The 22,435-nt window shown below is 57.2% G+C and carries 22 protein-coding genes and 1 tRNA gene; 11 read left to right on the top strand and 12 right to left on the bottom strand.

Features of this window, described 5'->3' with window-relative positions:
* Positions 1 to 63: 63 nt before the first annotated feature.
* From K3556_RS09210 to ilvN, 6 genes are all read left to right on the top strand, one after another.
* Positions 64 to 594 (top strand): cytochrome b, encoded by a 531-nt coding sequence (locus K3556_RS09210; protein ID WP_260516505.1) that lies wholly within the window; start codon positions 64 to 66, stop codon positions 592 to 594.
* Between the two features lie 180 nt (positions 595 to 774).
* Entirely contained in the window at positions 775 to 1,302 is a 528-nt protein-coding gene (locus tag K3556_RS09215; protein ID WP_260516506.1) for a DUF2852 domain-containing protein, read from the top strand.
* A 99-nt stretch (positions 1,303 to 1,401) separates the two neighbouring features.
* Complete coding sequence (locus K3556_RS09220; RefSeq protein WP_260516507.1) at positions 1,402 to 1,890, top strand: RDD family protein; 489 nt, start codon at positions 1,402 to 1,404, stop codon at positions 1,888 to 1,890.
* A gap of 121 nt (positions 1,891 to 2,011) precedes the next feature.
* Positions 2,012 to 2,863, top strand: coding sequence for an arginyltransferase (locus K3556_RS09225; protein WP_260516508.1), 852 nt, complete (start codon positions 2,012 to 2,014; stop codon positions 2,861 to 2,863).
* A gap of 384 nt (positions 2,864 to 3,247) precedes the next feature.
* Complete coding sequence (locus K3556_RS09230) at positions 3,248 to 5,002, top strand: acetolactate synthase 3 large subunit (RefSeq protein WP_260516509.1); 1,755 nt, start codon at positions 3,248 to 3,250, stop codon at positions 5,000 to 5,002.
* 13 nt (positions 5,003 to 5,015) lie between these two features.
* On the top strand, positions 5,016 to 5,582 hold the full coding sequence (ilvN, locus tag K3556_RS09235; RefSeq protein ID WP_260516510.1) for an acetolactate synthase small subunit: 567 nt from the start codon (positions 5,016 to 5,018) through the stop codon (positions 5,580 to 5,582).
* 116 nt (positions 5,583 to 5,698) lie between these two features.
* Here the strand turns inward: ilvN and K3556_RS09240 are convergent, their stop codons facing one another.
* The 6 genes from K3556_RS09240 to pdxH form a co-directional block, all read right to left on the bottom strand.
* A complete protein-coding gene (locus tag K3556_RS09240; RefSeq protein ID WP_260516511.1) occupies positions 5,699 to 5,986 on the bottom strand; it encodes a hypothetical protein in 288 nt (95 codons plus the stop codon).
* 435 nt (positions 5,987 to 6,421) lie between these two features.
* The gene (locus K3556_RS09245) at positions 6,422 to 10,132 is read right to left on the bottom strand and encodes a vitamin B12-dependent ribonucleotide reductase (RefSeq protein WP_260516512.1); all 3,711 of its coding nucleotides are present in this window, start codon (positions 10,130 to 10,132) and stop codon (positions 6,422 to 6,424) included.
* 719 nt (positions 10,133 to 10,851) lie between these two features.
* A tRNA-Pro gene (locus tag K3556_RS09250) sits at positions 10,852 to 10,928 on the bottom strand.
* A gap of 81 nt (positions 10,929 to 11,009) precedes the next feature.
* Positions 11,010 to 11,498 (bottom strand): DUF192 domain-containing protein, encoded by a 489-nt coding sequence (locus K3556_RS09255; RefSeq protein ID WP_260516513.1) that lies wholly within the window; start codon positions 11,496 to 11,498, stop codon positions 11,010 to 11,012.
* A gap of 13 nt (positions 11,499 to 11,511) precedes the next feature.
* Positions 11,512 to 12,051, bottom strand: a complete 540-nt coding sequence (locus K3556_RS09260; RefSeq protein WP_260516514.1) for a cold-shock protein — start codon at positions 12,049 to 12,051, stop codon at positions 11,512 to 11,514.
* 113 nt (positions 12,052 to 12,164) lie between these two features.
* Positions 12,165 to 12,770, bottom strand: a complete 606-nt coding sequence (gene pdxH / locus K3556_RS09265) for a pyridoxamine 5'-phosphate oxidase (RefSeq protein WP_260516515.1) — start codon at positions 12,768 to 12,770, stop codon at positions 12,165 to 12,167.
* A 156-nt stretch (positions 12,771 to 12,926) separates the two neighbouring features.
* Between pdxH and fabI the strand changes: the two genes are divergently transcribed.
* Positions 12,927 to 13,757: an enoyl-ACP reductase FabI gene (gene fabI, locus K3556_RS09270; RefSeq protein WP_260516516.1), complete on the top strand. Its 831-nt coding sequence runs from the start codon at positions 12,927 to 12,929 to the stop codon at positions 13,755 to 13,757.
* A gap of 1 nt (position 13,758) precedes the next feature.
* A complete protein-coding gene (gene gpt, locus K3556_RS09275; RefSeq protein ID WP_260516517.1) occupies positions 13,759 to 14,262 on the top strand; it encodes a xanthine phosphoribosyltransferase in 504 nt (167 codons plus the stop codon).
* A 161-nt stretch (positions 14,263 to 14,423) separates the two neighbouring features.
* Here the strand turns inward: gpt and K3556_RS09280 are convergent, their stop codons facing one another.
* The 3 genes from K3556_RS09280 to prfA form a co-directional block, all read right to left on the bottom strand.
* Positions 14,424 to 15,002 (bottom strand): DUF4167 domain-containing protein, encoded by a 579-nt coding sequence (locus K3556_RS09280; protein WP_260516518.1) that lies wholly within the window; start codon positions 15,000 to 15,002, stop codon positions 14,424 to 14,426.
* 275 nt (positions 15,003 to 15,277) lie between these two features.
* Complete coding sequence (gene prmC / locus K3556_RS09285) at positions 15,278 to 16,126, bottom strand: peptide chain release factor N(5)-glutamine methyltransferase (protein ID WP_260516519.1); 849 nt, start codon at positions 16,124 to 16,126, stop codon at positions 15,278 to 15,280.
* Complete coding sequence (gene prfA, locus K3556_RS09290; protein WP_260516520.1) at positions 16,123 to 17,178, bottom strand: peptide chain release factor 1; 1,056 nt, start codon at positions 17,176 to 17,178, stop codon at positions 16,123 to 16,125. Before prfA ends, prmC begins: the two co-directional genes overlap by 4 nt.
* A gap of 61 nt (positions 17,179 to 17,239) precedes the next feature.
* On the opposite strand from prfA, the gene K3556_RS09295 reads away from it, so the two are divergent.
* Positions 17,240 to 17,545, top strand: coding sequence for a hypothetical protein (locus K3556_RS09295; protein ID WP_260516521.1), 306 nt, complete (start codon positions 17,240 to 17,242; stop codon positions 17,543 to 17,545).
* Here the strand turns inward: K3556_RS09295 and K3556_RS09300 are convergent, their stop codons facing one another.
* The 3 genes from K3556_RS09300 to K3556_RS09310 all read right to left on the bottom strand — a co-directional run bounded on the left by K3556_RS09300 (position 17,546) and on the right by K3556_RS09310 (position 20,398).
* Complete coding sequence (locus tag K3556_RS09300; protein ID WP_260519213.1) at positions 17,546 to 17,950, bottom strand: DUF1499 domain-containing protein; 405 nt, start codon at positions 17,948 to 17,950, stop codon at positions 17,546 to 17,548.
* Positions 17,951 to 18,191: 241 nt separating this feature from the next.
* Positions 18,192 to 19,154, bottom strand: coding sequence for an agmatinase (gene speB / locus K3556_RS09305; protein ID WP_260516522.1), 963 nt, complete (start codon positions 19,152 to 19,154; stop codon positions 18,192 to 18,194).
* An 80-nt stretch (positions 19,155 to 19,234) separates the two neighbouring features.
* Positions 19,235 to 20,398, bottom strand: coding sequence for a M20 aminoacylase family protein (locus tag K3556_RS09310; RefSeq protein WP_260516523.1), 1,164 nt, complete (start codon positions 20,396 to 20,398; stop codon positions 19,235 to 19,237).
* A 54-nt stretch (positions 20,399 to 20,452) separates the two neighbouring features.
* Between K3556_RS09310 and mazG the strand changes: the two genes are divergently transcribed.
* Both mazG and K3556_RS09320 read left to right on the top strand, forming a co-directional pair.
* Entirely contained in the window at positions 20,453 to 21,298 is an 846-nt protein-coding gene (gene mazG / locus K3556_RS09315) for a nucleoside triphosphate pyrophosphohydrolase (RefSeq protein ID WP_260516524.1), read from the top strand.
* Between the two features lie 81 nt (positions 21,299 to 21,379).
* Positions 21,380 to 22,396 carry a Fe(3+) ABC transporter substrate-binding protein gene (locus K3556_RS09320; protein WP_260516525.1) on the top strand — a complete coding sequence of 339 codons (1,017 nt, stop codon included), beginning with the start codon at positions 21,380 to 21,382 and terminating at the stop codon, positions 22,394 to 22,396.
* Positions 22,397 to 22,435: the final 39 nt, after the last annotated feature.

Below are 22,435 nucleotides of genomic sequence, written 5' to 3' on the forward strand. Positions count from 1 at the left end.
TATGCTTGCCCATCTTGCAAATGCAACTATCATGCGCTGAAACACTTGGTTCAGGAGACCATCATGACCCGATATCACCCTACCCTCGTTGCCCTGCACTGGATCCTTGCCATAATGATCATCGTCGCCTTGGTCATGGGGGGGCAGGTCTTGGCCGCCTTACCCAATGACAGCCCCGATAAAATGTTCAGCCTGCGCGCGCACATGTCTATCGGACTGATCATTGGCATCTTGATGGTGGCACGGTTGGTAACACGCGTGAAAACCCAACATCCACCGAAAGCGGATACAGGTAACGCCCTGCTGAACATGGGCGGGCAAGTCGCGCACTGGGCACTATACGCCTTCGTCCTTCTTATGGTCGCCAGTGGCATCGGCATTTCGGTCACTGCGGGACTGCCCGGCATTGTTTTCGGTGGATCAGGCGCTCCGTTGCCTGAAACATTCAACGATCTGGCACCCCGAGCGGCGCATGGCATCATCTCAAAGCTGCTGGCTTTGACGATACTGGCCCATATTGCGGGTTGGCTATACCACCAATTCGTCCTGAAAGATGGCCTGATCAGCCGCATGTGGTTTGGCAACCGGACCTGATCCGGACCCACACACGCCAGAAAGAGCCGCCTTTAGGGGCGGCTTTTTTGTTTGATATCAATGCTTTAAAAAAATAATGTAAAAAACTTTCACATTAAGACTTGATGCGGAGCCGGAAATACCCACATCTTAATCATGTGAAAGGCATTCACATTCAACACCAACCAACGGAGACCTACCATGAACACCGCCGCACAAACCGACTTCCCTGCCGCAACGCGCGGCTGGTTTTCGCGAAGCGAAGCATGGCTGGACGAGCGCGGCAAAGGCGCTTGGGTCGCGGCCATGGTCATCAGCTTCATCTTTTTCTGGCCCGTTGGGCTGGCCCTTCTCGCCTATATGATCTGGAGCAAACGCATGTTTTCGAAATCTTGCAGCCACCGCCGGTCAACCGAAACCACCGCATGGAAAGACGCACGCTACGCCCGTCGCCATGGGTTCTCGACCTCAGGCAACACAGCGTTTGACGCCTATAAAGCAGAGACACTGCGCCGCCTGATGAGCGAACAGGAAGCCTTTGAAGCCTTCCTTGAGCGCCTGCGCGCCGCCAAAGACAAGTCCGAGTTCGACCAGTTCATGGACGAACGCGTCAGTGCCGCCCAATCGGCCCGCGACGAGGCATATGATGAAGACTACGATCAAGACGACGTAGACGACATCGAAGTGCTGGACGAACCGGCCCGCGACAAAAAGAAGAAAAAGTCGTAAACCAGTCGCTGACACCTTTGCGGGTGTCAGCCCTGCCCCACCCGGCCCGTTTTTTGGGCCGGGCATTGCGCTGAACACCACAAGAAAACAGGACCCAAAATGTCTGACTTCCCCCACGCGTTCCAAGGCGACACACACGGCCGCGGCCCCTATTGGGGCTTGCCTGATCCCGTGACGCAAGCCGAGTTCTATCAGGACGTGACATTCAAACGACTGCTGGCTTGGTTGATCGATGTGATTTTGATTGTTGCCCTGTGCCTGCTGATCAGCCTGTTGACCTTTGGTATCGGCTTCTTTCTTTGGGGTCTCATCTATCTGGCCGTCAGCTTTACCTATCGGGTCACCACACTGACCAGCCAGTCTGCCACCCTTGGTATGCGTCTGACCGCGATTGAGCTGCGCAACCACCGTGGTGAAAAGTTCGACCGCACGACTGCTGCACTGCACACACTGGGTTTTTTCGTGTCGATGTCGACAGTGGCTGTCCAGATGATCTCTATCGTCATGATGTTCACCACGCCGCGCGGACAAGGTCTGGTTGACATGATGTTGGGAACAGCCGCCGTGAACCGCACCGCTGGCCGCTGACCCTGAGTCAGATGCAGAAATGGCGCCACAGAGCACCATATTTACCTTACTTCTATCAGGGACTTGCCCGCTCTGGCAGTCCACGCTAACTTTCTAAGACCAACACAACTTCGAAAGTGTCATGCGCCATACTTTACCGCTTGCACCACAGTTCTACGTAACCGCGCCGCAGGAGTGTCCCTACCTGGATGGCCGGATGGAACGAAAGTTGTTTACGGCCTTGCAGGGCGAACACGCCAGCACGCTGAATGACACCCTGTCCAAACAAGGGTTCCGTCGGTCGCAAAACGTTCTTTACCGCCCCTCTTGCGCAGATTGTTCAGCCTGTTTGTCAGCGCGCATTCGCGTGGCTGACTTTGTGCCAAGCAAAGGCCAACGCCGTGCCGTCAAACGCAACAATGATCTGGAACGGCGCGCGCGTGCACCGTGGGCCAGTGAAGATCAATATGACCTGTTCCGCAGATATCTGGACAGCCGCCACGCGGATGGCGGCATGGCCGATATGGATGTGTTCGAATTTGCCGCGATGATCGAGGAGACCCCGATCAAAAGCCGGGTCATCGAGTATTCGGAACGGGGCGCGGACCAAGATCCCGGTGACGAACCCACGGGTCCGTTGCGTGCCGTTTGCCTGACTGACGTTTTGGATGATGGTCTGTCGATGGTCTATTCCTTCTATGATCCCGATCGCAGAAAGACCTCGCTTGGCACTCATATGATCCTGGATCACATCCAGATCGCCCGTGAGGCCGGGCTTCCTTATGTCTATCTGGGCTATTGGGTGCCCGGCAGTCCGAAAATGAACTACAAATCCACATTCTCGGCATTGGAAATCTATCGTGGGGGGGAATGGTCCCCACTGCACGGGGACGAGGATTATGCGTCGGAATTACACCCCCTGTCGACCGATCCGATTGCCGAGCAGGTTGCCAGCATCACACTGCCGGACACTGTTCGGCCGGTCAGTAGCTAAGGCCCAGAGCACAGCTTTTCCCGTTCCTAGCACCCACTTCGCCATTCTGCCAATCACCGCGCAATCTGGCCGCCGATTTTCGATAATTGCGCCAAAACACCCACAAGCAGGCCGAAAATTTCAAAATTTTCGTGGCTGCGACACTTTATTCACCCATTTCGCGGTTGACGCCCCTCCGCCCCACTCATAATGTCGCGCCCACGTAAGCATGAAGCCCCGCAAGAAGCGCGGGCAGGCACGACAAAGGAAATGTTGCAATGGGCAGCGTCCTCGTACTTGTAAGGAAATGGCGCATGGGCCGGTAACGGAACCATATTGGATCCCCATGCGCCCCCGAAAATCGGGGGCTTTTTTGTGAATAACGCACGTGGAACGGAGAGAGTGATGACACGTCAGATGACCGGAGCGAAAATGGTGGTACAGGCCCTGAAGGATCAGGGTGTCGACACAGTATTCGGCTATCCGGGGGGCGCTGTCCTACCGATTTATGACGAGATCTTTCAGCAAAATGACATCCGTCACATTCTGGTGCGTCATGAACAAGGTGCTGTGCATGCGGCCGAAGGCTATGCGCGCTCGACTGGCAAGCCCGGCGTCGTTCTGGTGACGTCCGGCCCCGGCGCCACCAACGCGGTGACCGGCCTGACCGATGCGCTGCTGGATTCGATCCCGATTGTTGTGCTGACCGGACAGGTGCCAACCTTCATGATCGGCACAGACGGATTTCAGGAAGCCGACACGGTTGGCATCACCCGCCCCTGCACCAAACATAACTGGCTGGTGAAAGAGACCGACAAACTGTCGGAAGTAATTCATCAGGCGTTTCACGTTTCGACCGCCGGTCGTCCTGGACCCACTCTGGTCGACATCCCGAAAGACGTGCAGTTCGCTACGGGCACCTACACCCCGCCCGCGAAAGCGGACACCAGCCACTATACGCCGCAAGTCCGCGGCGACATCGACGCGATCACCGAATTGGTGGCCGCGATTGAAACCGCCAAACGGCCGATTTTTTATACCGGCGGCGGCGTGATCAACTCAGGGCCCGAGGCGTGCCAATTGCTGCGCGAACTTGTCGACGCGTCTGGCATCCCGATCACCTCGACCCTGATGGGATTGGGAGCCTATCCGGCCACTGGCGAACACTGGCTGGGGATGTTGGGCATGCACGGGCTTTATGAAGCCAACATGGCGATGCATGATTGCGACCTGATGATCTGCGTCGGCGCGCGGTTTGACGACCGGATCACCGGACGTATGGATGCGTTCAGTCCCGGCTCGAAAAAGGCGCATATCGATATTGATCCAAGTTCGATCAACAAGGTCATCCATGTCGAGATCCCGATCATCGGCGATGTCGGCCATGTGCTTGAAGACATGCTGAAAATCTGGAAAGCCCGCGGGCGTAAAACCAACGCCGACGCGCTGTCCAAATGGACCGCTCAAATCAGCGAATGGAAAGGGCGTGATTGCCTTGCCTATACCGGCAACGACAAGGTGATCCAGCCACAATACGCGATGGAACGGCTTGAAGCGCTGACCAAGGACAAGGACCGCTATGTTGCGACAGAAGTGGGTCAGCACCAGATGTGGGCCGCCCAGTTTATGGGGTTCGATGCACCGAACCGTTGGCTGACGTCGGGTGGGTTGGGCACGATGGGCTATGGCCTGCCCGCCTCGCTTGGTGCGCAGATCGCACACCCGGATGCGTTGGTGATCAACGTCGCAGGTGACGCAAGCTGGCTGATGAACATGCAGGAAATGGGCACGGCTGTTCAGTTCCGCGCGCCGATCAAGCAATTCATCCTGAACAACGAACGTCTGGGTATGGTGCGCCAGTGGCAAGAGCTGCTGCACGGCGAGCGGTATTCACAAAGCTGGTCGGAAAGCCTGCCGGACTTCGTGAAACTGGCCGAGGCCTTTGGGTGTAAGGGGCGGCAAGTTTCCGACCCCGCAGAACTGGACGACGCCATTCAGGAAATGCTGGATTTCGACGGTCCGTTCATTCTGGACGTGCTGGTTGAAAAACACGCCAACTGCTTCCCGATGATCCCATCGGGCGAGCCGCACAACAAAATGCTTTTGGGCGAAGCCGAGACGCAAGGCGTCATTGGTTCCTCAGGCGCGACGCTGGTTTAAGGAGGGTCTGAATATGTCTGCACTTAAGATCAAAAAAGGCTCGTCACGCAAATCGGCCTATGACCTGCGGGACCCAAATTCGGACGTGATCGAGCGTCATACGCTGGCGATCATCGTCGACAACGAAGCGGGCGTGCTGGCGCGCGTGATCGGCCTTTTTGCGGGCCGTGGATATAACATCGAAAGCCTGACCGTGGCCGAGGTGGACCACCTGGGCCACCTGTCACGGATCACCATCGTTACCACCGGAACGCCTGCCGTGATCGAACAGATCAAAGCCCAGCTTGGCCGGATCGTTCCGGTTCATGATGTCCACGACCTGACCGTCGAGGGGCCCGCCGTGGAGCGTGAATTGGCGCTGTTCAAAGTCGAAGGATCTGGCGACAAACGGGTCGAGGCGCTGCGCCTCGCGGATATTTTCCGGGCCAATGTGGTCGATTCGACGCTGGACAGCTTCGTCTTCGAAATAACTGGAACAACAGAGAAAATCTCGGCTTTCTCTGAACTTATGCGCCCGTTGGGCCTGATCGAAGTTGCGCGCACCGGTGTTGCAGCATTGTCGCGCGGTGAAAAAGGTTAGCACTCTTCAAGCCACCTTGGTTTAAGCCCGCCATGGTTCCATGGTGGGCGTGCTTTCTGATTGGCAAATAGCTGCTGGCATCAGCGAACACTCACGCCCGACGCCCAGCCTGTTAATCAGGCCACAACGCGCAACGCCGTCCGTGCATTTGAGGCGTCATAGCTTTCCAGAATTTTTGCCGGGTCCGTACCGCTCATGACGACGGCCACCGAAGCAATCCGACGCACTGTGCGAAACCCATTCGTCTCGTCATACTCGAACCAAATCTGAGAACCCCGCGCGAGATCGTCGACACCATCTGGTCGCATGACATCCGGCCCGATGAACGCCAACGGTCCCTGATCTTCGCACCAGATCAAGCCAACGCTCTTCTCGGCGTTGTACCATAGGATTATTCCCAACATAGCCTTCTCCACTTCTAGTAGATATTTTATCCACCGGATGCGGCAGGAACAGGGCAAACTTCCGCCTATGTAAAAAAAAGTGCTACTTGGCAGGTCTTCGACGCTCACTTTCGATCCAATCGCCTCCGGACATCGCTATTGGTGCCGTAAAGTAAACTTCGGTTTGCTGCGCAGCAGAATCAGTTAGCGGTAGAGGGCGTGTTGTGGTCCTTTCCATTCGACCCTCCGCAAAAAGAATGGGGCGCCAAATGGCACCCCAGTTTCGCTGATAAGGCTCGTGATTGTTACTACCCGAGATGTTGTTGCCTGCGGCCTTATCCGCGTCAGGGGACGAGCGCACCCGCCCCGTGTTGAAATGGGCGGGCGCCCAGACGCCCTGCCCTGTTTTTCGCCGGATGCCGCCCCTTGGGAAAAGCCCGCATCCGGCAGAAAATCTTAGCTACAGCCGGTGGTCGACCCACAGGTGTTGCACTTCATGCAGGTGCCGTTGCGCACCAGCGTGTAGTTTCCGCATTCGCCACAAGGATCGCCCTCGTAACCTTGCATCTTGGCTTTGGTCCGCGCGTCGATCTTGTTGATCGTCCCGGTCGAGATTGCCGTCTCGCTGACAAAGGTTTCAGTCACCGTTTCTGTGGTGCTTGCGGTTTCCGGGACCAACGTGTTCAACGCGCCCACCGGATCAGTGCCAGTCAGCACCGCTGTCGCGTCCATGTTCGCGCCGCCCTGTAGTACCATCAGCTCTTGCGGCATCCGTTTGCGAAGATAGCCGGTCGAGCTGATTTGTTTCAGCACTTCCAATGACTTGGTGGCGGCGGTCTCGGTCATTTCCTGAACGTTCGACACCCCTTCTTCTTCGCCACGGCCCAGATCATCGAAGCTAGCGCCTTCGGGCTTCACATGTGCCAGATCGGTGCGGTCCAGATAAGACACGGCCAGTTCGCGGAAAATATAGTCAAGGATCGACGTCGCATTCTTGATCGAATCGTTGCCCTGAACCATGCCGGCCGGTTCAAACTTGGTGAAGGTGAACGCGTCCACAAACTCTTCCAGCGGCACACCGTATTGCAGGCCAACGGACACAGCGATTGCGAAGTTGTTCATCATCGCCCGGAAGCCGGCGCCTTCCTTGTGCATATCGATGAAAATCTCGCCCAGATTGCCGTCTTCGTATTCGCCGGTGCGCAGGTAAACCTTGTGCCCGCCAACGATGGCTTTCTGGGTATAGCCTTTGCGGCGTTCCGGCAGCTTTTCGCGGCCACGCGCAACTTCCTTGATGACGATCTTTTCAATGATCTTCTCGGCCAGTGTTACTGCTTTGTCATGGGTCGAACCCGATGCGAGGATCTCTTCGGCCTCTTCATCATCTTCAACCAGAGCTGCCGCCAGCGGTTGGCTCAACTTCGAGCCATCGCGGTACAGCGCGTTGGCTTTGATCCCCAGCGACCAGCTGAGTTCATAGGCCTTCTGGCAATCCTCAATCGTGGCATCATTCGCCATGTTGATGGTTTTCGAAATCGCGCCCGAGATGAAGCTTTGCGCGGCGGCCATCATATAGATATGGCTGTCAACATTCAAGAAACGCTTGCCTTTTTTGCCGCACGGGTTGGCGCAATCAAAGACATTGTAATGCTCTTCCTTCAGATGCGGCGCCGCCTCAAGGGTCATCGTGCCGCAGACGTGGTCGTTGGCAGCTTCAATGTCCTTGCGGGTGAACCCCAGATGGCTCAGCAGGCTGAAATCGGGGTCGGTCAGCTTCTTGGCCGGAATGCCCAGAACGTTGGTGCAGAACTCCTCGCCCAGCGTCCACTGGTTGAAGACGAACCGGATATCGAAGGCTGACGGCAGGGCGGCTTCGATCTTGTCGATCTCATTCTGCCCAAACCCATGGCCAATCAGCGTCGTGTGGTTGATGCCCGGCGCGTTGCCAAGGGTTCCGTGCCCCACAGCATAGCTGATGATCTCTTCAATCTCGGACGAGGCATAGCCCAGTTTCTCAAGCGCAGCTGGCACCGAGCGGTTGATGATCTTGAAATAGCCGCCGCCTGCGAGTTTTTTGAACTTCACCAGTGCGAAGTCAGGTTCGATGCCGGTCGTGTCGCAATCCATCACCAGACCAATGGTGCCGGTCGGCGCGATCACCGAGACCTGCGCGTTGCGATAGCCGTGCTTTTCCCCCAGCGCCAGTGCTTCGTCCCATGCGCCCATGGCCAGATCGATCAGATTGGCATCGGGGCAGTTGGCGTGATCCAGCGCCAGCGGCTTGATCGCAAGATCTTCATAGCCCTCGGTCGCGCCGTAAGCTGCGGTGCGGTGGTTGCGGATGACACGCAACATATGGTCTTTGTTGCGCTCAAACCCTTCGAACGCGCCCAGCTCACCCGCCATTTCGGCAGATGTGGCATATGATACGCCTGACAGGATCGCGGTCAACGCGCCACACATCGCCCGGCCTTCTTTGCTGTCATAGCCAAAGCCCATGTTCATCAGCAGACCGCCAATGTTGGCATAGCCCAGACCCAATGTGCGGAACACGAAGCTGCGCTCGGCGATTTCCTTGGATGGGAATTGCGCCATCATCACAGAGATTTCCAGCGTGATCGTCCAAAGGCGCGTGGCGTGCATATAGTCTTCGGCCTGGAACACACCGTCTTCGAGGAAGGTCAGCAGGTTCATCGACGCAAGGTTACAAGCCGTGTCGTCAAGGAACATGTATTCCGAGCACGGGTTGGAACCACGGATCTGGCCGTCTTCCGGGCAGGTGTGCCACGCGTTGACTGTATCATGATATTGGATGCCCGGGTCGGCACAGGCCCAAGCGGCGTGACCGATCTGGTCCCACAGGTCGCGCGCTTTGATGGTCTTGGCGACCGAGCCGTCAGTACGGCGGATCAGCTCCCAATCAGCGTCCGCTTCCACGGCTTTCAGATACGCATCCGTTACACGCACTGAGTTGTTCGAGTTCTGGCCCGACACCGTGGCATAAGCTTCTGAATCCCAGTCCGTATCATAGGTCGGGAACTCGATCGAGCCATAGCCCTGCTTTGCATAATCCAACACGCGCTTCACGTATACTTCGGGAATTGCGACTTTTTTGGCCGCACGAATTGCACTTTTCAAACCTTCGTTGACCTTTGGGTCAAACGCATCGTCCTCGGCTCCATCCCACGCACGGATCGCCGCAAAGATGTGGTTCAGATGCTCTTCGTGCATCTTCGACCCGGCCACGAGCGAGGCAACTTTCTGCTCTTCCTTGACCTTCCAGTTGATGTATTCCTCAATGTCCGGGTGGTCGCTGTCGACGATCACCATCTTCGCCGCGCGACGCGTGGTGCCGCCCGATTTGATCGCTCCGGCTGCGCGGTCGCCGATCTTCAAAAAGCCCATCAGGCCCGAGGATTTACCACCGCCCGACAGCGGCTCGTTCGCGGCGCGCAGGGACGAGAAGTTGGTGCCGGTGCCTGAGCCATATTTGAACAGGCGAGCCTCGCGCACCCACAGGTCCATGATGCCGCCATCGCCCACCAGATCGTCGCCGATCGACTGGATGAAACAGGCGTGTGGTTGCGGATGCTCATAGCTGGACTTCGATTTGGTCAGCTTGCGGGTTTTGTGATCGACGTAATAGTGACCTTGGGCCGGACCATCGATGCCGTAGGCCCAGTGCAGGCCAGTGTTGAACCACTGCGGCGAGTTCGGTGCGGCGCGCTGGCTGGCCAACATGTGCCGCATTTCGTCGAAATAGGCCTGCGCGTCGGCTTCGGTGGTAAAGTAACCACCCTTCCATCCCCAATATGTCCATGCACCTGCCAGACGATCAAACACTTGCTTGGCCGACACCTCGCCACCGAAGCGTTCCTCTTTTGGCAGATCCGCCAACGCTTTATCATCGGGCACCGAACGCCACAGGAATTCTGGTACGCCTTTTTCCTTTACGCGCTTCAGGGCCGCAGGCACGCCGGCTTTGCGGAAGTATTTCTGCGCGATGACGTCGGACGCGACTTGGCTCCAATCAGATGGGACTTCGCAATTGTCCAGTTTGAACACAACGGTGCCATCCGGGTTGCGGATTTCGGAAGATGTCGTGATGAAATCCAGCTCGGAATAGGCGTCTGCTCCAGCTGTGGTAAATTTGCGTTCAATTTTCATGGTGCCCCGTTTGTCCTTCGTGCGCTGCGGTGGTGCACGTCTTGGCGCGCCTTCACCCTTCTAAAATTTGCGCTGATCACGAAGGACGAAAACAAGGCATGAGTTCCTTGGCCGGGAGAATGGCATAACACCAGCCCCGGATGAGGGCGACCCGTTAGGTCTTGTCATATTTGTTTCACTGTCCCGCTCTAACCTGCCGCCACTATATGTTGTGGCTTGATGACCAGCGCCCACAACTTGGCGTAGCGACCCCTATCAGGTCAACAAAAACTTATGACATATCCACAACTCTTTTTCGTTGACCTCAAAAGGTGATTGGGCGTGCCGGTGTTAACAATTTGATTCCCGCAAACAGACCACCTGTGGGCGCTTTCAGAATTTTTTAGGAAACCAGCAGACTTACACCTTGAAGGACAAGCATCACCTCAATTCGCGGCCACGGAACACAAGTTCCTTGTGCGGCCGGGCAAGTGTTGCAACAACGCAAACAGGCGACATTCTGTCTAAAAAGCATGTGAACGGCGATCTGCCCCAAAAAAAGGTGCGGATCTGGTGTTTCTCGCCCATTGTTGCGGCAGCGGAAACAGTTTTTGTCAGCTTTCAGCAGAAAAAAGGAATCAGCGCTGGGTGAAGTGCCGGGTGGGCCAGCGGGGCGAAAAGAAAGCGCCACGCGAGGACCACATGCCAATCGCTCACGGTTGGCCAATCAAAAGAAGAAGTGGTCGGGACGGCAAGATTCGAACTTGCGACCTACGGTACCCAAAACCGTCGCGCTACCAGGCTGCGCTACGCCCCGAACGCCCTCTCCTTAACGGGGGTTCCGGGCGATGAAAAGAGCAAATTCGCGGCATCGGCAAACTACCTGCTGTTCGCTGGGTTACTCTGGCCCTGCGCACGGCCAGACGGCGATGCTCTGGTCCAAAGACGGGTGGCGCAAAACGCTGCCCTCCGCGATGCCGAAACGTGCCGCAACACCGCCGTTCACTTCAAGAACAGCAAGGATGTCCGCGCCGCCGTCAATTGGCGACAAGTCAAGCGGGACGGCATTCTGGTGTATCCGCGCCACTGTTCCATCTGCCGACAAAAACAACATATCCAAGGGAATCAGCGTGTTTTTCATCCAGAAGCTGACCTGTTGCGGCGTTTCATACAGAAACAGCATCCCGTGTGTGATGGCCATGCTTTCGCGATGCATCAAACCGCGGGCCCGTTCAAGCGGATCATCCGCAAGTTCGACCGTAAACCGCGCCTGCCCCCAATCGCCGCGCAGGTCGGCACGGTCAGGCGCGCAGTCCTCAGCCCATGCCATGCCGGAAAACAAAAGAGCGCCCGCTGTGGACGCCCCAATTGTTGGCAGGATTCGCATTTGGCCCGCCATTTTAGTGCTCAGAGTCGACAGCAGTGTCCCACGAGGTCACGCTGACGGCCATACACCCGCGCTTGCCCGCCGCAGACCGCAGGCCGATCGCTTCACCCGGCTGCAAATCAGCCAGACCTGAACGGCGCAGAACTTCAACATGAATGAACACATCTTCGGAACGGCCAAACACATTGGCAAACCCAAAGCCCTTGGCTTTATCAAACCACTTCACCCGCGCAGGTTCCAATGGGCCGACACTGTCAGGATCGACGAGGCCATCGGCAAATTCTTCAAGCTGGTGTTCGCCATCCCCTTCGGGCGGTTCAATCGACAGCACGCTGACAGCCTGACGACCGCGTTCGGTCGACTGCACAGTAATCTCGATCATAGATCCGTCCGCAACGGAGCTTTGGCCAAAGTTACGCAAAACGTTGGCGTGAAGCAGAATATCTGCCCCGCCCTCATCTGCGATCACGAAACCAAACCCCTTGCTTGGATCAAACCATTTGACTTGGCCGCGCAACACGATTGGTTCATGCGCGTCAGTATCTTGCGCCATAGTCATCCTCAAAATTTCGCATCCCCAAAGTCACTATTGAGGGGTTTGGATTCTGGGTGCAAGCCCTAAACACCTATACTTTTAGGTAGGTACATCACGTGAATCCCTTTTATTTAAGGGTTTAAGCGCACAACAGACCAAGAGGTATTTTTTTCCGATCGGGTCCACCGAAACCGGTCGTGAAGGCGAAATGCACCATCGGCCCAGAACTCGATTTCCGTCGGATGAAGGCGGTATCCTCCCCAAAATGGGGGGCGCAGCGGGTTGGTGCCATGGGTTGCGGTGACCTTTGCCACCTCGGCCAACAAAGTCGCGCGCGAGGCCAGAGGTTGGCTTTGCCGTGATGCCCAGGCCCCCAGCCGACTTTTCAGCGACCGAGAGGTATAATAGGCGTCCGCTGGTGGCCCCTCCTCCCGTTCGATTACACCGCGCACGCGGATTTGCCGGCGCAGGCTTTTCCAGTGCATCACAAAGGCCGCTTTGCCTGCGTGATCCAACTCTTGCGCCTTGGCTGATCCGTAATTGGTGTAAAATACGAACGCGTCGTCCTCGATATCTTTCAAAAGCACCATCCGGGCGTTCGGCAAGCCATCGGCGTCAACGGTCGACAGCGCGATCGCATTGGGATCGTTGGCTTCGGACTTCTCGGCCTCTGCCAGCCAGCTTCGCGCAATTACAAAAGGATCGTCACCCGCAAATATCCCACTTCGTTCCGCCATAAAGGCCCCCTTTTCGTTGCATTCCAATCATATGGCGTGCGCGGTTCCGTGCCAACTCTGTTACAAACACATAGCAGAAGGTTGGCCACAGGCTTGAAGAGACCCGGCCAATCGCCTAAACGGGCATATCGCAGTATCTCGGGACGGGGAACCAGAATGTCGACGGAATTGATGAAGGGCAAACGCGGCCTGATTATGGGGCTAGCCAACGATAAGTCCATTGCATGGGGGATCGCGAAAGCCTGTGCCGACGCCGGGGCTGAACTGGCGTTTTCCTATCAGGGAGAAGCGCTGAAAAAGCGGGTCGATCCGCTGGCCGCTCAACTGGGATCAGACATTATTGTTGAATGTGATGTGTCCGACCAAGGCTCAATCGACACGCTGTTTGGCGAACTTGAAAAGCAATGGGGCAAGTTGGACTTCGTCGTTCATGCCATTGGTTTCTCGGATAAAAACGAACTTCGCGGCCGTTATGTCGACACCAGCCAGGAAAATTTCCGCGTGACCATGGATATCTCGGTCTACAGCTTCACAGCCGTCGCCCGCCGGGCCGCCGCGATGATGCCGGATGGCGGGTCGATGCTGACGCTGACCTATTATGGCGCCGAGCAGGTCATGCCGCATTACAACGTCATGGGCGTGGCCAAGGCCGCGCTTGAGGCGTCCGTCCGTTACATGGCCGAGGATCTGGGCAAGGACGGCATCCGGGTGAACTCGATCTCGGCGGGACCGATCAAGACATTGGCTGCTTCGGGGATCGGTGACTTCCGTTACATTCTGAAATGGAACGAACTGAATTCGCCGCTGCGTCGCAACGTGACCATTCAGGACGTTGGCAATTCGGCCCTGTATTTGCTGTCTGACCTCGGCTCAGGCGTGACCGGCGAAACACATCATGTCGACAGCGGCTATCATGTCGTCGGCATGAAAGCTGTCGACGCGCCTGACATTGACGTGGCCACGGGCCGCAAAGAAGGAACAGCCTGACATGAGCGACCGTCTACCTCACGAAAAGGGCTTCCACATCAGCTGGGACCAGATTCACCGCGACAGCCGGGCTTTGGCCTGGCGGCTTGATGGTCAGGGCCCCAAGGACACCGGATGGCGGGCCGTGGTCGCGATCACGCGGGGCGGATTGGCCCCTGCCATGATTGTCGCGCGCGAGCTGGACATTCGCAAAGTGGACACAGTGTCGGTTAAATCCTACCACCACCAATCACAGGGCGAGGCAGAGTTGCTGAAGGCCCCTGACCCCGAAATGATGGGCGATGGCGAAGGTGTTCTGATCATCGACGATCTGGTCGATACCGGCAAAACGCTGGAACTGGTGCGCAAAATGTACCCCAAGGCCCATTTCGCCACGGTGTATGCCAAACCCAAAGGTCGCCCGCTGGTGGACACGTTCATCACCGAGGTCAGCCAAGATACATGGATCTTCTTCCCATGGGACATGGCGCTGCAATATGTCGAGCCTTATCGCGGCACGGACTAAACACCGCCTGATCTGACGCAAATTCGACAAAGCCCCGCCCTGTTGCGGGGTTTTCTTTTTGTGGGTTAGTGATCAGCCGTTCGACCCCATATGCACCAAACATGAAAAAGCCCGGCTCTTTACTGAAGAACCGGGCCTAAATTGTCGCCTTGGCCGCGCTGTTACTCGGCGGCTTCCGGTGCATCCGGCGCTTTGTTGTCACCCGGTTGATCTGAAGATTGATCGTTGGTCGGCGTGTCCGACTTCGCCGGCTTGCGCGGCTTGCGCGGGCGCGCGGGCGCTTTCTTTGGCTTGCTTTCGGGGGTTTCCACCAAGCCGCTTTCGGATGCGTCAGCCATCATTTCTGGCTGGGGCGCAACGTCGGGCTGGTCGCCGTCACCTGCAACATCCTGAGAAGATTTGCGCTCTGCACGTGCGTCCCGCTCTTCTTTCTCGCGCTGTTGACGCTCGCGATTTTGCTGTTCGGTCTGTTGACGACGCGCATCCATTTCTTTCTGCGCTTCGCTCAGCAAACGGGTGTAATGTTCAGCGTGCTGTTGAAAATTCTCGCCGGCCACGCGGTCGTTTGACAAAAACGCGTCACGTGCCAGTTGAGTGTATTTGTCGATGATCTGCTGAGGCGTGCCACGCACCTTACCCTCAGGACCCGAGCTGTCATAGACGCGGTTAATGATATTTCCCGGATTGTTCCGGTTACGGTTCGACTTATTGTTACGCGAACGTGATTTGGGCGATCTCATAAGCTTGTTTTTCCAGCTTTAGCTTTGAACGTGCGGAGCAATTGCCGCGCTGTGTTTTCGAACAAGACACCAATCTGTGCCACATCGTCCGAATTGTTGGGCTTACCAGCGGCGGCTGTCGCAAGGACTGCATCACTGCTAAATCCTGATTGTCACGTGGGTCGTCGAAACACAAGACTTATCTGGAAAAAACGTCGGAAACGGGGATTTTTGCCAGAATAACGACGCTTTGTGTGGCCTATCCCCCCGGTTTTCGGGCTGTTCAGATCGCGGTTTCACCGATCGGGCGCCAAATGGCCAACAACAACCCGATCATGACCAGACAGATCTTTCAGAACCTGAATTGAAAGGAAACCAGCCGCATTAAACAGTGCCTTAACCGCATCCCCCTGTGTGGCCCCGATCTCGACCATCAACCGACCACCTGGCGTAAGGCGGCACGGCGCGCCGGAGGCGATCACCCGATAGGCGTCCAGACCGTCGCCACCGGGGGTCAGCGCAAGATGCGGCTCCCACGACTTCACATCCGGGGAAAGCTCTGCCATTTCAGTCGCTGAGATATAGGGCGGGTTTGAGACGATCAGATCGAATAGCGCGTCGCTTTGCATATCTTCAAACCACGACGCTTCGCAAAACCTGACACGGCTCAAGACGTCCAACGCCTGCGCGTTGCGTTTGGCAACCTCCAACGCCGCGCCAGACAGGTCCACTCCAAGCCCCTCGGCCGCAACTTTTTCTGCAAGCAATGTCAAAAGGATACAACCCGACCCTGTTCCAAGATCCAGTACGGTTGAAAAGGGCGCTTCCAACGCAGTGTCCACCAAAAGCTCCGTTTCCGGTCGCGGATCCAATACATCGGGTGTGACGATGAAATCACGCCCATAGAAGGCGCGCGTTCCGGTGATCTGGGCAACCGGCTGGCGGGCGGCGCGGGCGGTGATGGCATTTTCAAATGCGCGCGCCCTGTCGCCGTCAATCTCGTCCGGCAACACCAATGTCAGGTGGCTGCGGTCGATGCCCAGAGCATATGCCAGCAGAACCCGCGCATCGCCCGCCGGATCGTCCACACCTGCCGCCCGCAACGTCTGCGTGGCCGCAAAAAGCAAGGCAGTGCCGGTTGTCATCCGTCCATATCGGCCAGTTGCGCCGCCTGATCTTCGGAAATAAGCGCGTCGATCACTTCGTCCAGATCCCCCGCGATGATCTGGTCGAGCTTATAAAGCGTCAGATTGATCCGGTGATCCGTCATCCGGCCTTGCGGAAAATTATAGGTGCGAATGCGTTCAGACCGGTCGCCAGACCCAACTTGCGCTTTGCGATCAGCAGCACGGGCGTCATCCACCCGTTGGCGTTCAAGATCGAACAGCCGCGTTTTCAGAACCTGCATCGCGATCTCGCGGTTGCGGTGTTGGCTTTTCTCGGAACTCGTCACCATGATGCCCGTCGGCAAGTGGGTGATCCGCACCGCGCTATCGGTGGTGTTCACGTGTTGCCCGCCAGACCCGGACGCCCGCATCGTATCGATGCGAATGTCATTAGCATCAATCTGGATGTCCACATCCTCGGCCTCGGGCAGCACGGCCACCGTCGCCGCAGAGGTGTGAATACGCCCGCCGCTTTCGGTTTCCGGCACGCGCTGCACCCTGTGTACACCACTTTCGTATTTCAGCCGGGCAAACACGCCCTCGCCCTTCACATGTGCCACAACCTCTTTGATCCCGCCAAGTTCGGTCAGGGATTGCTCCATGATCTCAAACTTCCAGCCGCGTGCTTCTGAATACCTTTGGTACATCCGCAACAGGTCGGCGGCGAACAGCGACGCCTCGTCGCCACCGGTGCCGGGACGGATTTCGATCATTGCAGGCCGGGCGTCGGCGGCGTCCTTGGGCAAAAGTACCAGTCGCATCGCCTGTTCGACATCGGGCAAGCGGTCTTTGAGGGTTGGCAACTCTTCCTCAGCCAATTCGCGCATGTCCGGGTCGTCCAGCATCGCCTCGGCATCGGCGATATCGTCCAGCAGACGGCGATAAGCGGCGATTTCTTCCACCACCGGCTTGAGCTCGGCATATTCACGGCCAACTTGCGCGATTTCTTCGCCCGACAGCCCTTGGGCCATGCGGGCTTCCAGAAACTCGAACCGTTCCGTGATCGCTGAGAGTTTTTCCATAGGAACCATTGTGGCGGTGTCTCTTATCACGGGGGTTTGGTCAAGGGGCGCGAATATGCTAGGCTAAGCCATGTTCAGGATAACGCCCATATTCCTTGTCGCGGGCGGGACGTTCGCAGAGCCGGCGCTGGCTGATGTCACGACGCCGGGTGGCAAGGTTATTGATTGTTATTGCACAGATACGTCCGGCAGCCGGGTTGAGTTGGGCGAGAGCATCTGCCTTTTTGTGGGGGGGCGCGCCTTCATGGCGCGATGCGAAATGAGCCTGAACGTGCCGATGTGGCGTGAGACAGGCAAAGGCTGTGTGTCGTCGCAATTACAAAGCCAAACGGAACGGCCTGCCAGTGCGGCCCCTGACGTCCTGCCGCACCTTTAGTCAGAACTCATCTTCCAAATCATTATCAAGGTGTCTGAGTGTATCAAGCCACCCCTCGACGCGTTGTTCATTCGCGCCCATGTCGTTTTTGCCGTACACCAGATGTGCGTGGATATGCAGAGACCCGTCGGCAACCCATGCCACTGTGATGTCTGGAAAGCCGATGCGGCGCGAGCGGGTAACTACCGCGAACAGATCATCTTCCTGATATTTCAGATGGGTGCGCGGTGCTTCCAGCGCGATCCAGGCCAGATGATCCAACGCGCCCTCGGGCAGAATACGCAACGGGATCACGTATTTCACACCGCCTGGCAGCTTATGCGTTCCCGGATCTTGTGGCCCGGGACGCGCAGAAAAACGATCCTCTGGCAACGGCGCAAGGCGCACCCAGCCAAGCGCCAGCACAGCCAAAAATAAAATTCCTAAAAATATAGCAACAGGATAATTCACACACGCCCCCTCACCCTCCGCCCCCCGCGGATCGGGATTAGTCAACTATTGGTAGCGATAGAGGAGCCCGGCAAACCCTGCAAGCCCAATCCTTTAAGGCGATGGAGGTTGATGTTTCCAGCAAGTGAACCTGCGCCGCCTGCAATCTTTCTGATCCCAAGCAGGCGGGCGCCCTGCATGCCAGTAGTTACCGGATTTAACTTCGGCGCGTAAAACCCCATAGATTAAGGATTTCCATTGCAACATGGGCCCCTGCGATGGCCGTGGCCCCGGTGGTGTCAAACGGCGGGGAAACCTCGACCACATCGCCACCGACCAGATTGATCCCCGCCAGATCGCGCAGGATCATTGACACCTGTGCCGAGGTCAGACCGCCCCAAACCGGTGTGCCCGTGCCCGGGGCAAACGCCGGGTCCAACCCGTCGATGTCAAAGGTCAGATAGGTCTTGTGATCACCGAGGATCGATTTGATCTTCTTAACCACCGCATCCGGCCCGGTTTCATGCACCTCGCGCGCGTCGATGATGTTCACGCCCAATGTGTCGTCATTATGGGTGCGAATACCCACTTGAACCGAGCGTGCCGGGTCGATCAACCCCTCTTTCACAGCCTTATAGAACATCGTGCCATGATCCACGCGGGTCATGTCATCGTCTTGCCAAGTGTCCGTATGCGCATCGAATTGAAGAAGGCTCAGTGGCCCGTGTTTCTTCACATGAGCCCGCAGGATCGGGAACGTAATGTAGTGATCGCCGCCCAGGGTCAAACAGGCCGCACCCTGATCCAAAATGCCCGCAATATGGGCTTCAAGCGCGGCTGGAAACTGGTCGATATGGGCATAGTCAAACGCCATGTCGCCATAATCGGCTATGGCAAATTCGCTCATCACATCGAAATCCCAGCCATAGGCCTGATCCGGAGATTGCAGACACGATGCTTCCCGGATGGCGCGTGGGCCAAGGCGAGTGCCGGGGCGGTTGGTGACCGCCTGATCAAACGGAATGCCCGTGACTGCGATGTCGACGCCCGTCAGGTCTTTGGAATAAGTGCGGCGCAGAAAAGACAGAGCGCCACCAAACGTATTTTCAAAGGCCAAACCCTTGAACCCGTCCCGCGTGAACGCGTTATCAACTTGTGTTTTTGCGTCTTCCAAAGCCATGAGTGCCTCCTTCGTTTCTGATCGGTTATCACAGGTTACTCGGCCTGACTAGATAATTTGATCAAATTAAGGGGCGGTGGTCAAATCGGGTTCAGGCGCTCCACCAGACGCGCGAAGAAACTGGCACCATAGGGCGCGGCCTCGTCGTTGAAATCATAGGCGGGGTGATGCACGCCCGCGCCATCCTCGCCCTGCCCCAGAAACAGATAGGCGCCGGGGCGTTCTTCCAACATATAAGCGAAATCTTCGGCCCCCATTTCGCGCCCCTCATTGGCGGCAACCCGATCCGCGCCGCTAATCTCTCTAGCGACGGCGGCTGCCTTTTCGACCGAATCTGGGTCATTCACGGTGGGAGGATAACCCAGTTCATAGTCGATATGGGCGGTGACACCAAAACTGGCCGCCTGCCCTTCGATCACCTCGCGCAGGCGGCGCTGCGCCATCTCGCGCACCTCGGGGGTGAAAGACCGGATGGTTGCGGCGAACCACGCATCCTCGGGGATGATATTGTCGGCCGTGCCCCCGCCAATCATCGTCACCGAGACCACCAGATTGTCCATCGGCGACAGGTTACGGCTGATGATGGATTGCACCGCCTGCACCATGGTCACAACCGCGATAATCGGATCGACCGTGTCCTGTGGGTAAGCGGCATGGCCGCCACGCCCGGTGACCTTGACCTTCAGCGTATCCACAGCGGCCATGATTGGGCCGGGCGTGGTATAGAACTTGCCCACCTCATGCCCTGGCATGTTGTGAAGCGCATAGACCTCGGCAATATCAAAGCGGTCCATCATCCCTTCGTCACACATGTATTTCGCACCACCATCGCTTTCTTCAGCGGGTTGGAAGATCAGCGCCACGCGACCCTTGAAGTTCCGCGTCTCTGCCAGATACCGCGCAGCACCCAGCAACATCGTGGTGTGCCCGTCATGGCCACAGGCATGCATCCGCCCCGGCACCGTCGAGGCATAATCCAGACCTGTCGTTTCCATCATCGGAAGCGCATCCATATCGGCGCGCAGACCAATGGTTGGCCCTTCCCCCTGCCCGTTGATGATCGCCACGACGCCTGAGATGCCAATTTTCTCGTGAACCTCGTCCACCCCGAAGGCACGCAGCTTGTCTACCACATAGGCTGCGGTATCGTGACACTCCAACCCCAGTTCGGGATGGGCATGCAACCAGCGCCGCCAAGTTTTCATGTCTTGGGCAAATTCGCCAATGCGGTTGATGATCGCCATGACTTCCTCCTATCAAGGGTGCAATGAAACAATCCTGATTTGGACCATGACGCAATGAGCAAAACCGAAGATCATTCCCCCTCTGACAGTCTGGTTCACCACCCGCAAGGGGGGATGGATCGGTTGCGCGAGATCATGCGCCGACTTCGCGACCCCCAGAGCGGCTGTCCGTGGGATATCGAGCAGACCTTTACCACCATTGCCCCCTATACGATCGAGGAAGCCTATGAGGTCGCCGATGCGATCGAGCGCGAGGCATGGGGCGAATTGAAGGGCGAGTTGGGCGATCTGCTGTTTCAATCCGTCTTTCATGCCCAGATGGCCGAAGACGCCGGCCTGTTCACTTTTGACGAGGTCGCCGACACCATGTCTGACAAGATGGTCGCCCGCCATCCCCATGTTTTCGGGGACGAAGATCGCGACAAGTCGGCCGAGCAGCAGACCCGCGACTGGGAAGCCATCAAGGCTGCTGAGCGGGCTGAGAAAGCCCAGCAAGGCGTGTTGGACGGCGTGGCCATTGGCCTGCCCGCCCTGCTTCGTGCGGTGAAACTGCAAAAACGCGCCGCGCGTGTAGGTTTCGACTGGCCCGATATTGGCCCGGTGCTGGACAAGATCACCGAAGAGGCCCGCGAACTGGCCGAAGCCCGCGAAACGCTTGGGCCGGACGAGGTGCGCGAAGAATTGGGGGACTTGCTGTTCGTCGTCGCCAATTTGGCCCGCCACCTTGGCGTCGAGCCTGAAGAAGCCCTGCGTCATGCCAATGCGAAATTCGAACGGCGCTTTCAAGGCATCGAAAGACGGCTGGCGGCGGACGGACGCACGCCTGTGGACGCCACGCTTGAAGAAATGGACGCCTATTGGGACGCGGAAAAAGCCGACGAACGCCAGAGCAGAAAATAAATTCTGATTATTTTAATCAGGTATTGACCTGAGCAAAAGACTCGGATTTAAGCGCCTTATCGAAACAAGGAGATTCACGTGATGAACACTGTTCGCACCCTTGCCACGGCCTCGATCATGGCCGCAGCCCTGACCCCCGCCATTGCCAGCGCGGACGAGGTCAATGTTTATTCCTATCGCCAGCCCGAGCTGATCCAGCCGCTGATGGATGCGTTCACTGAAGAAACCGGCATTCCGGTCAATGTTGCCTTCCTGAAAAACGGCGTGATCGAACGCCTTCAGGCCGAAGGCAAACGCAGCCCCGCCGACCTGATCATGACGGTTGACTTCGCCCGTCTGGCAGCCGTGGTCGAAGCTGATCTGACCCAGCCGGTCGAGAACGAGACGCTGACCGCGAACATCCCCGCCGCCTATCGCGATCCGGGCAATGAATGGTTCGGCCTGACCTCACGTGCGCGCATTGTTTACGCGTCGAAAGATCGTGTGGCCGATGGCGAAGTGACCACCTATGAAGATCTGGCTGATCCCAAATGGAAAGGTCGCATCTGCACGCGCTCGGGCACACATGCCTACACTCTTGGACTGGTTGCGGCTCACCTAACCCACAATGGCGAAGAGGCAACCCGCGCCTGGATCGACGGCGTGAAAGCCAACCTGGCCCGCAAGCCACAGGGTAACGACCGCGCTCAGGTCAAGGCGATCTGGGCGGGTGAATGCGATATTTCGATCGGCAACACCTATTACATGGGCAAAATGCTGCAAGATCCGGAGCAAAAGGAATGGGCTGACAGCGTCAACGTCGTCTTCCCGGTTTTCGAAGGCTCTGGCACCCATGTGAACGTGTCGGGCATGGCGCTGACCAAATACGCGCCCAACAAGGAAACAGCCATCAAACTTATGGAATTCCTGTCCTCGCCAAAAGCGCAGCAGATCTATGCCGCCCAGAACTTTGAATACCCGCTTGCACCCGGCGTTGACGCGGATGAGATCGTGAAAAGCTGGGGCAGCTTTACGCCGGATGGCGTGAACCTGATGGATGTCGCAAGCCATCGTGACGACGCCCTGAAACTGATGCAGGAAGCCGATTTCGACGGCTGATCGGAACCACCAGAGCACTGAACAAAGCCCGGCTGTGAC

Origin of the sequence: Aliiroseovarius sp. M344, assembly GCF_025140835.1 — a bacterium.
Classification (GTDB): Bacteria; Pseudomonadota; Alphaproteobacteria; order Rhodobacterales; family Rhodobacteraceae; genus Aliiroseovarius.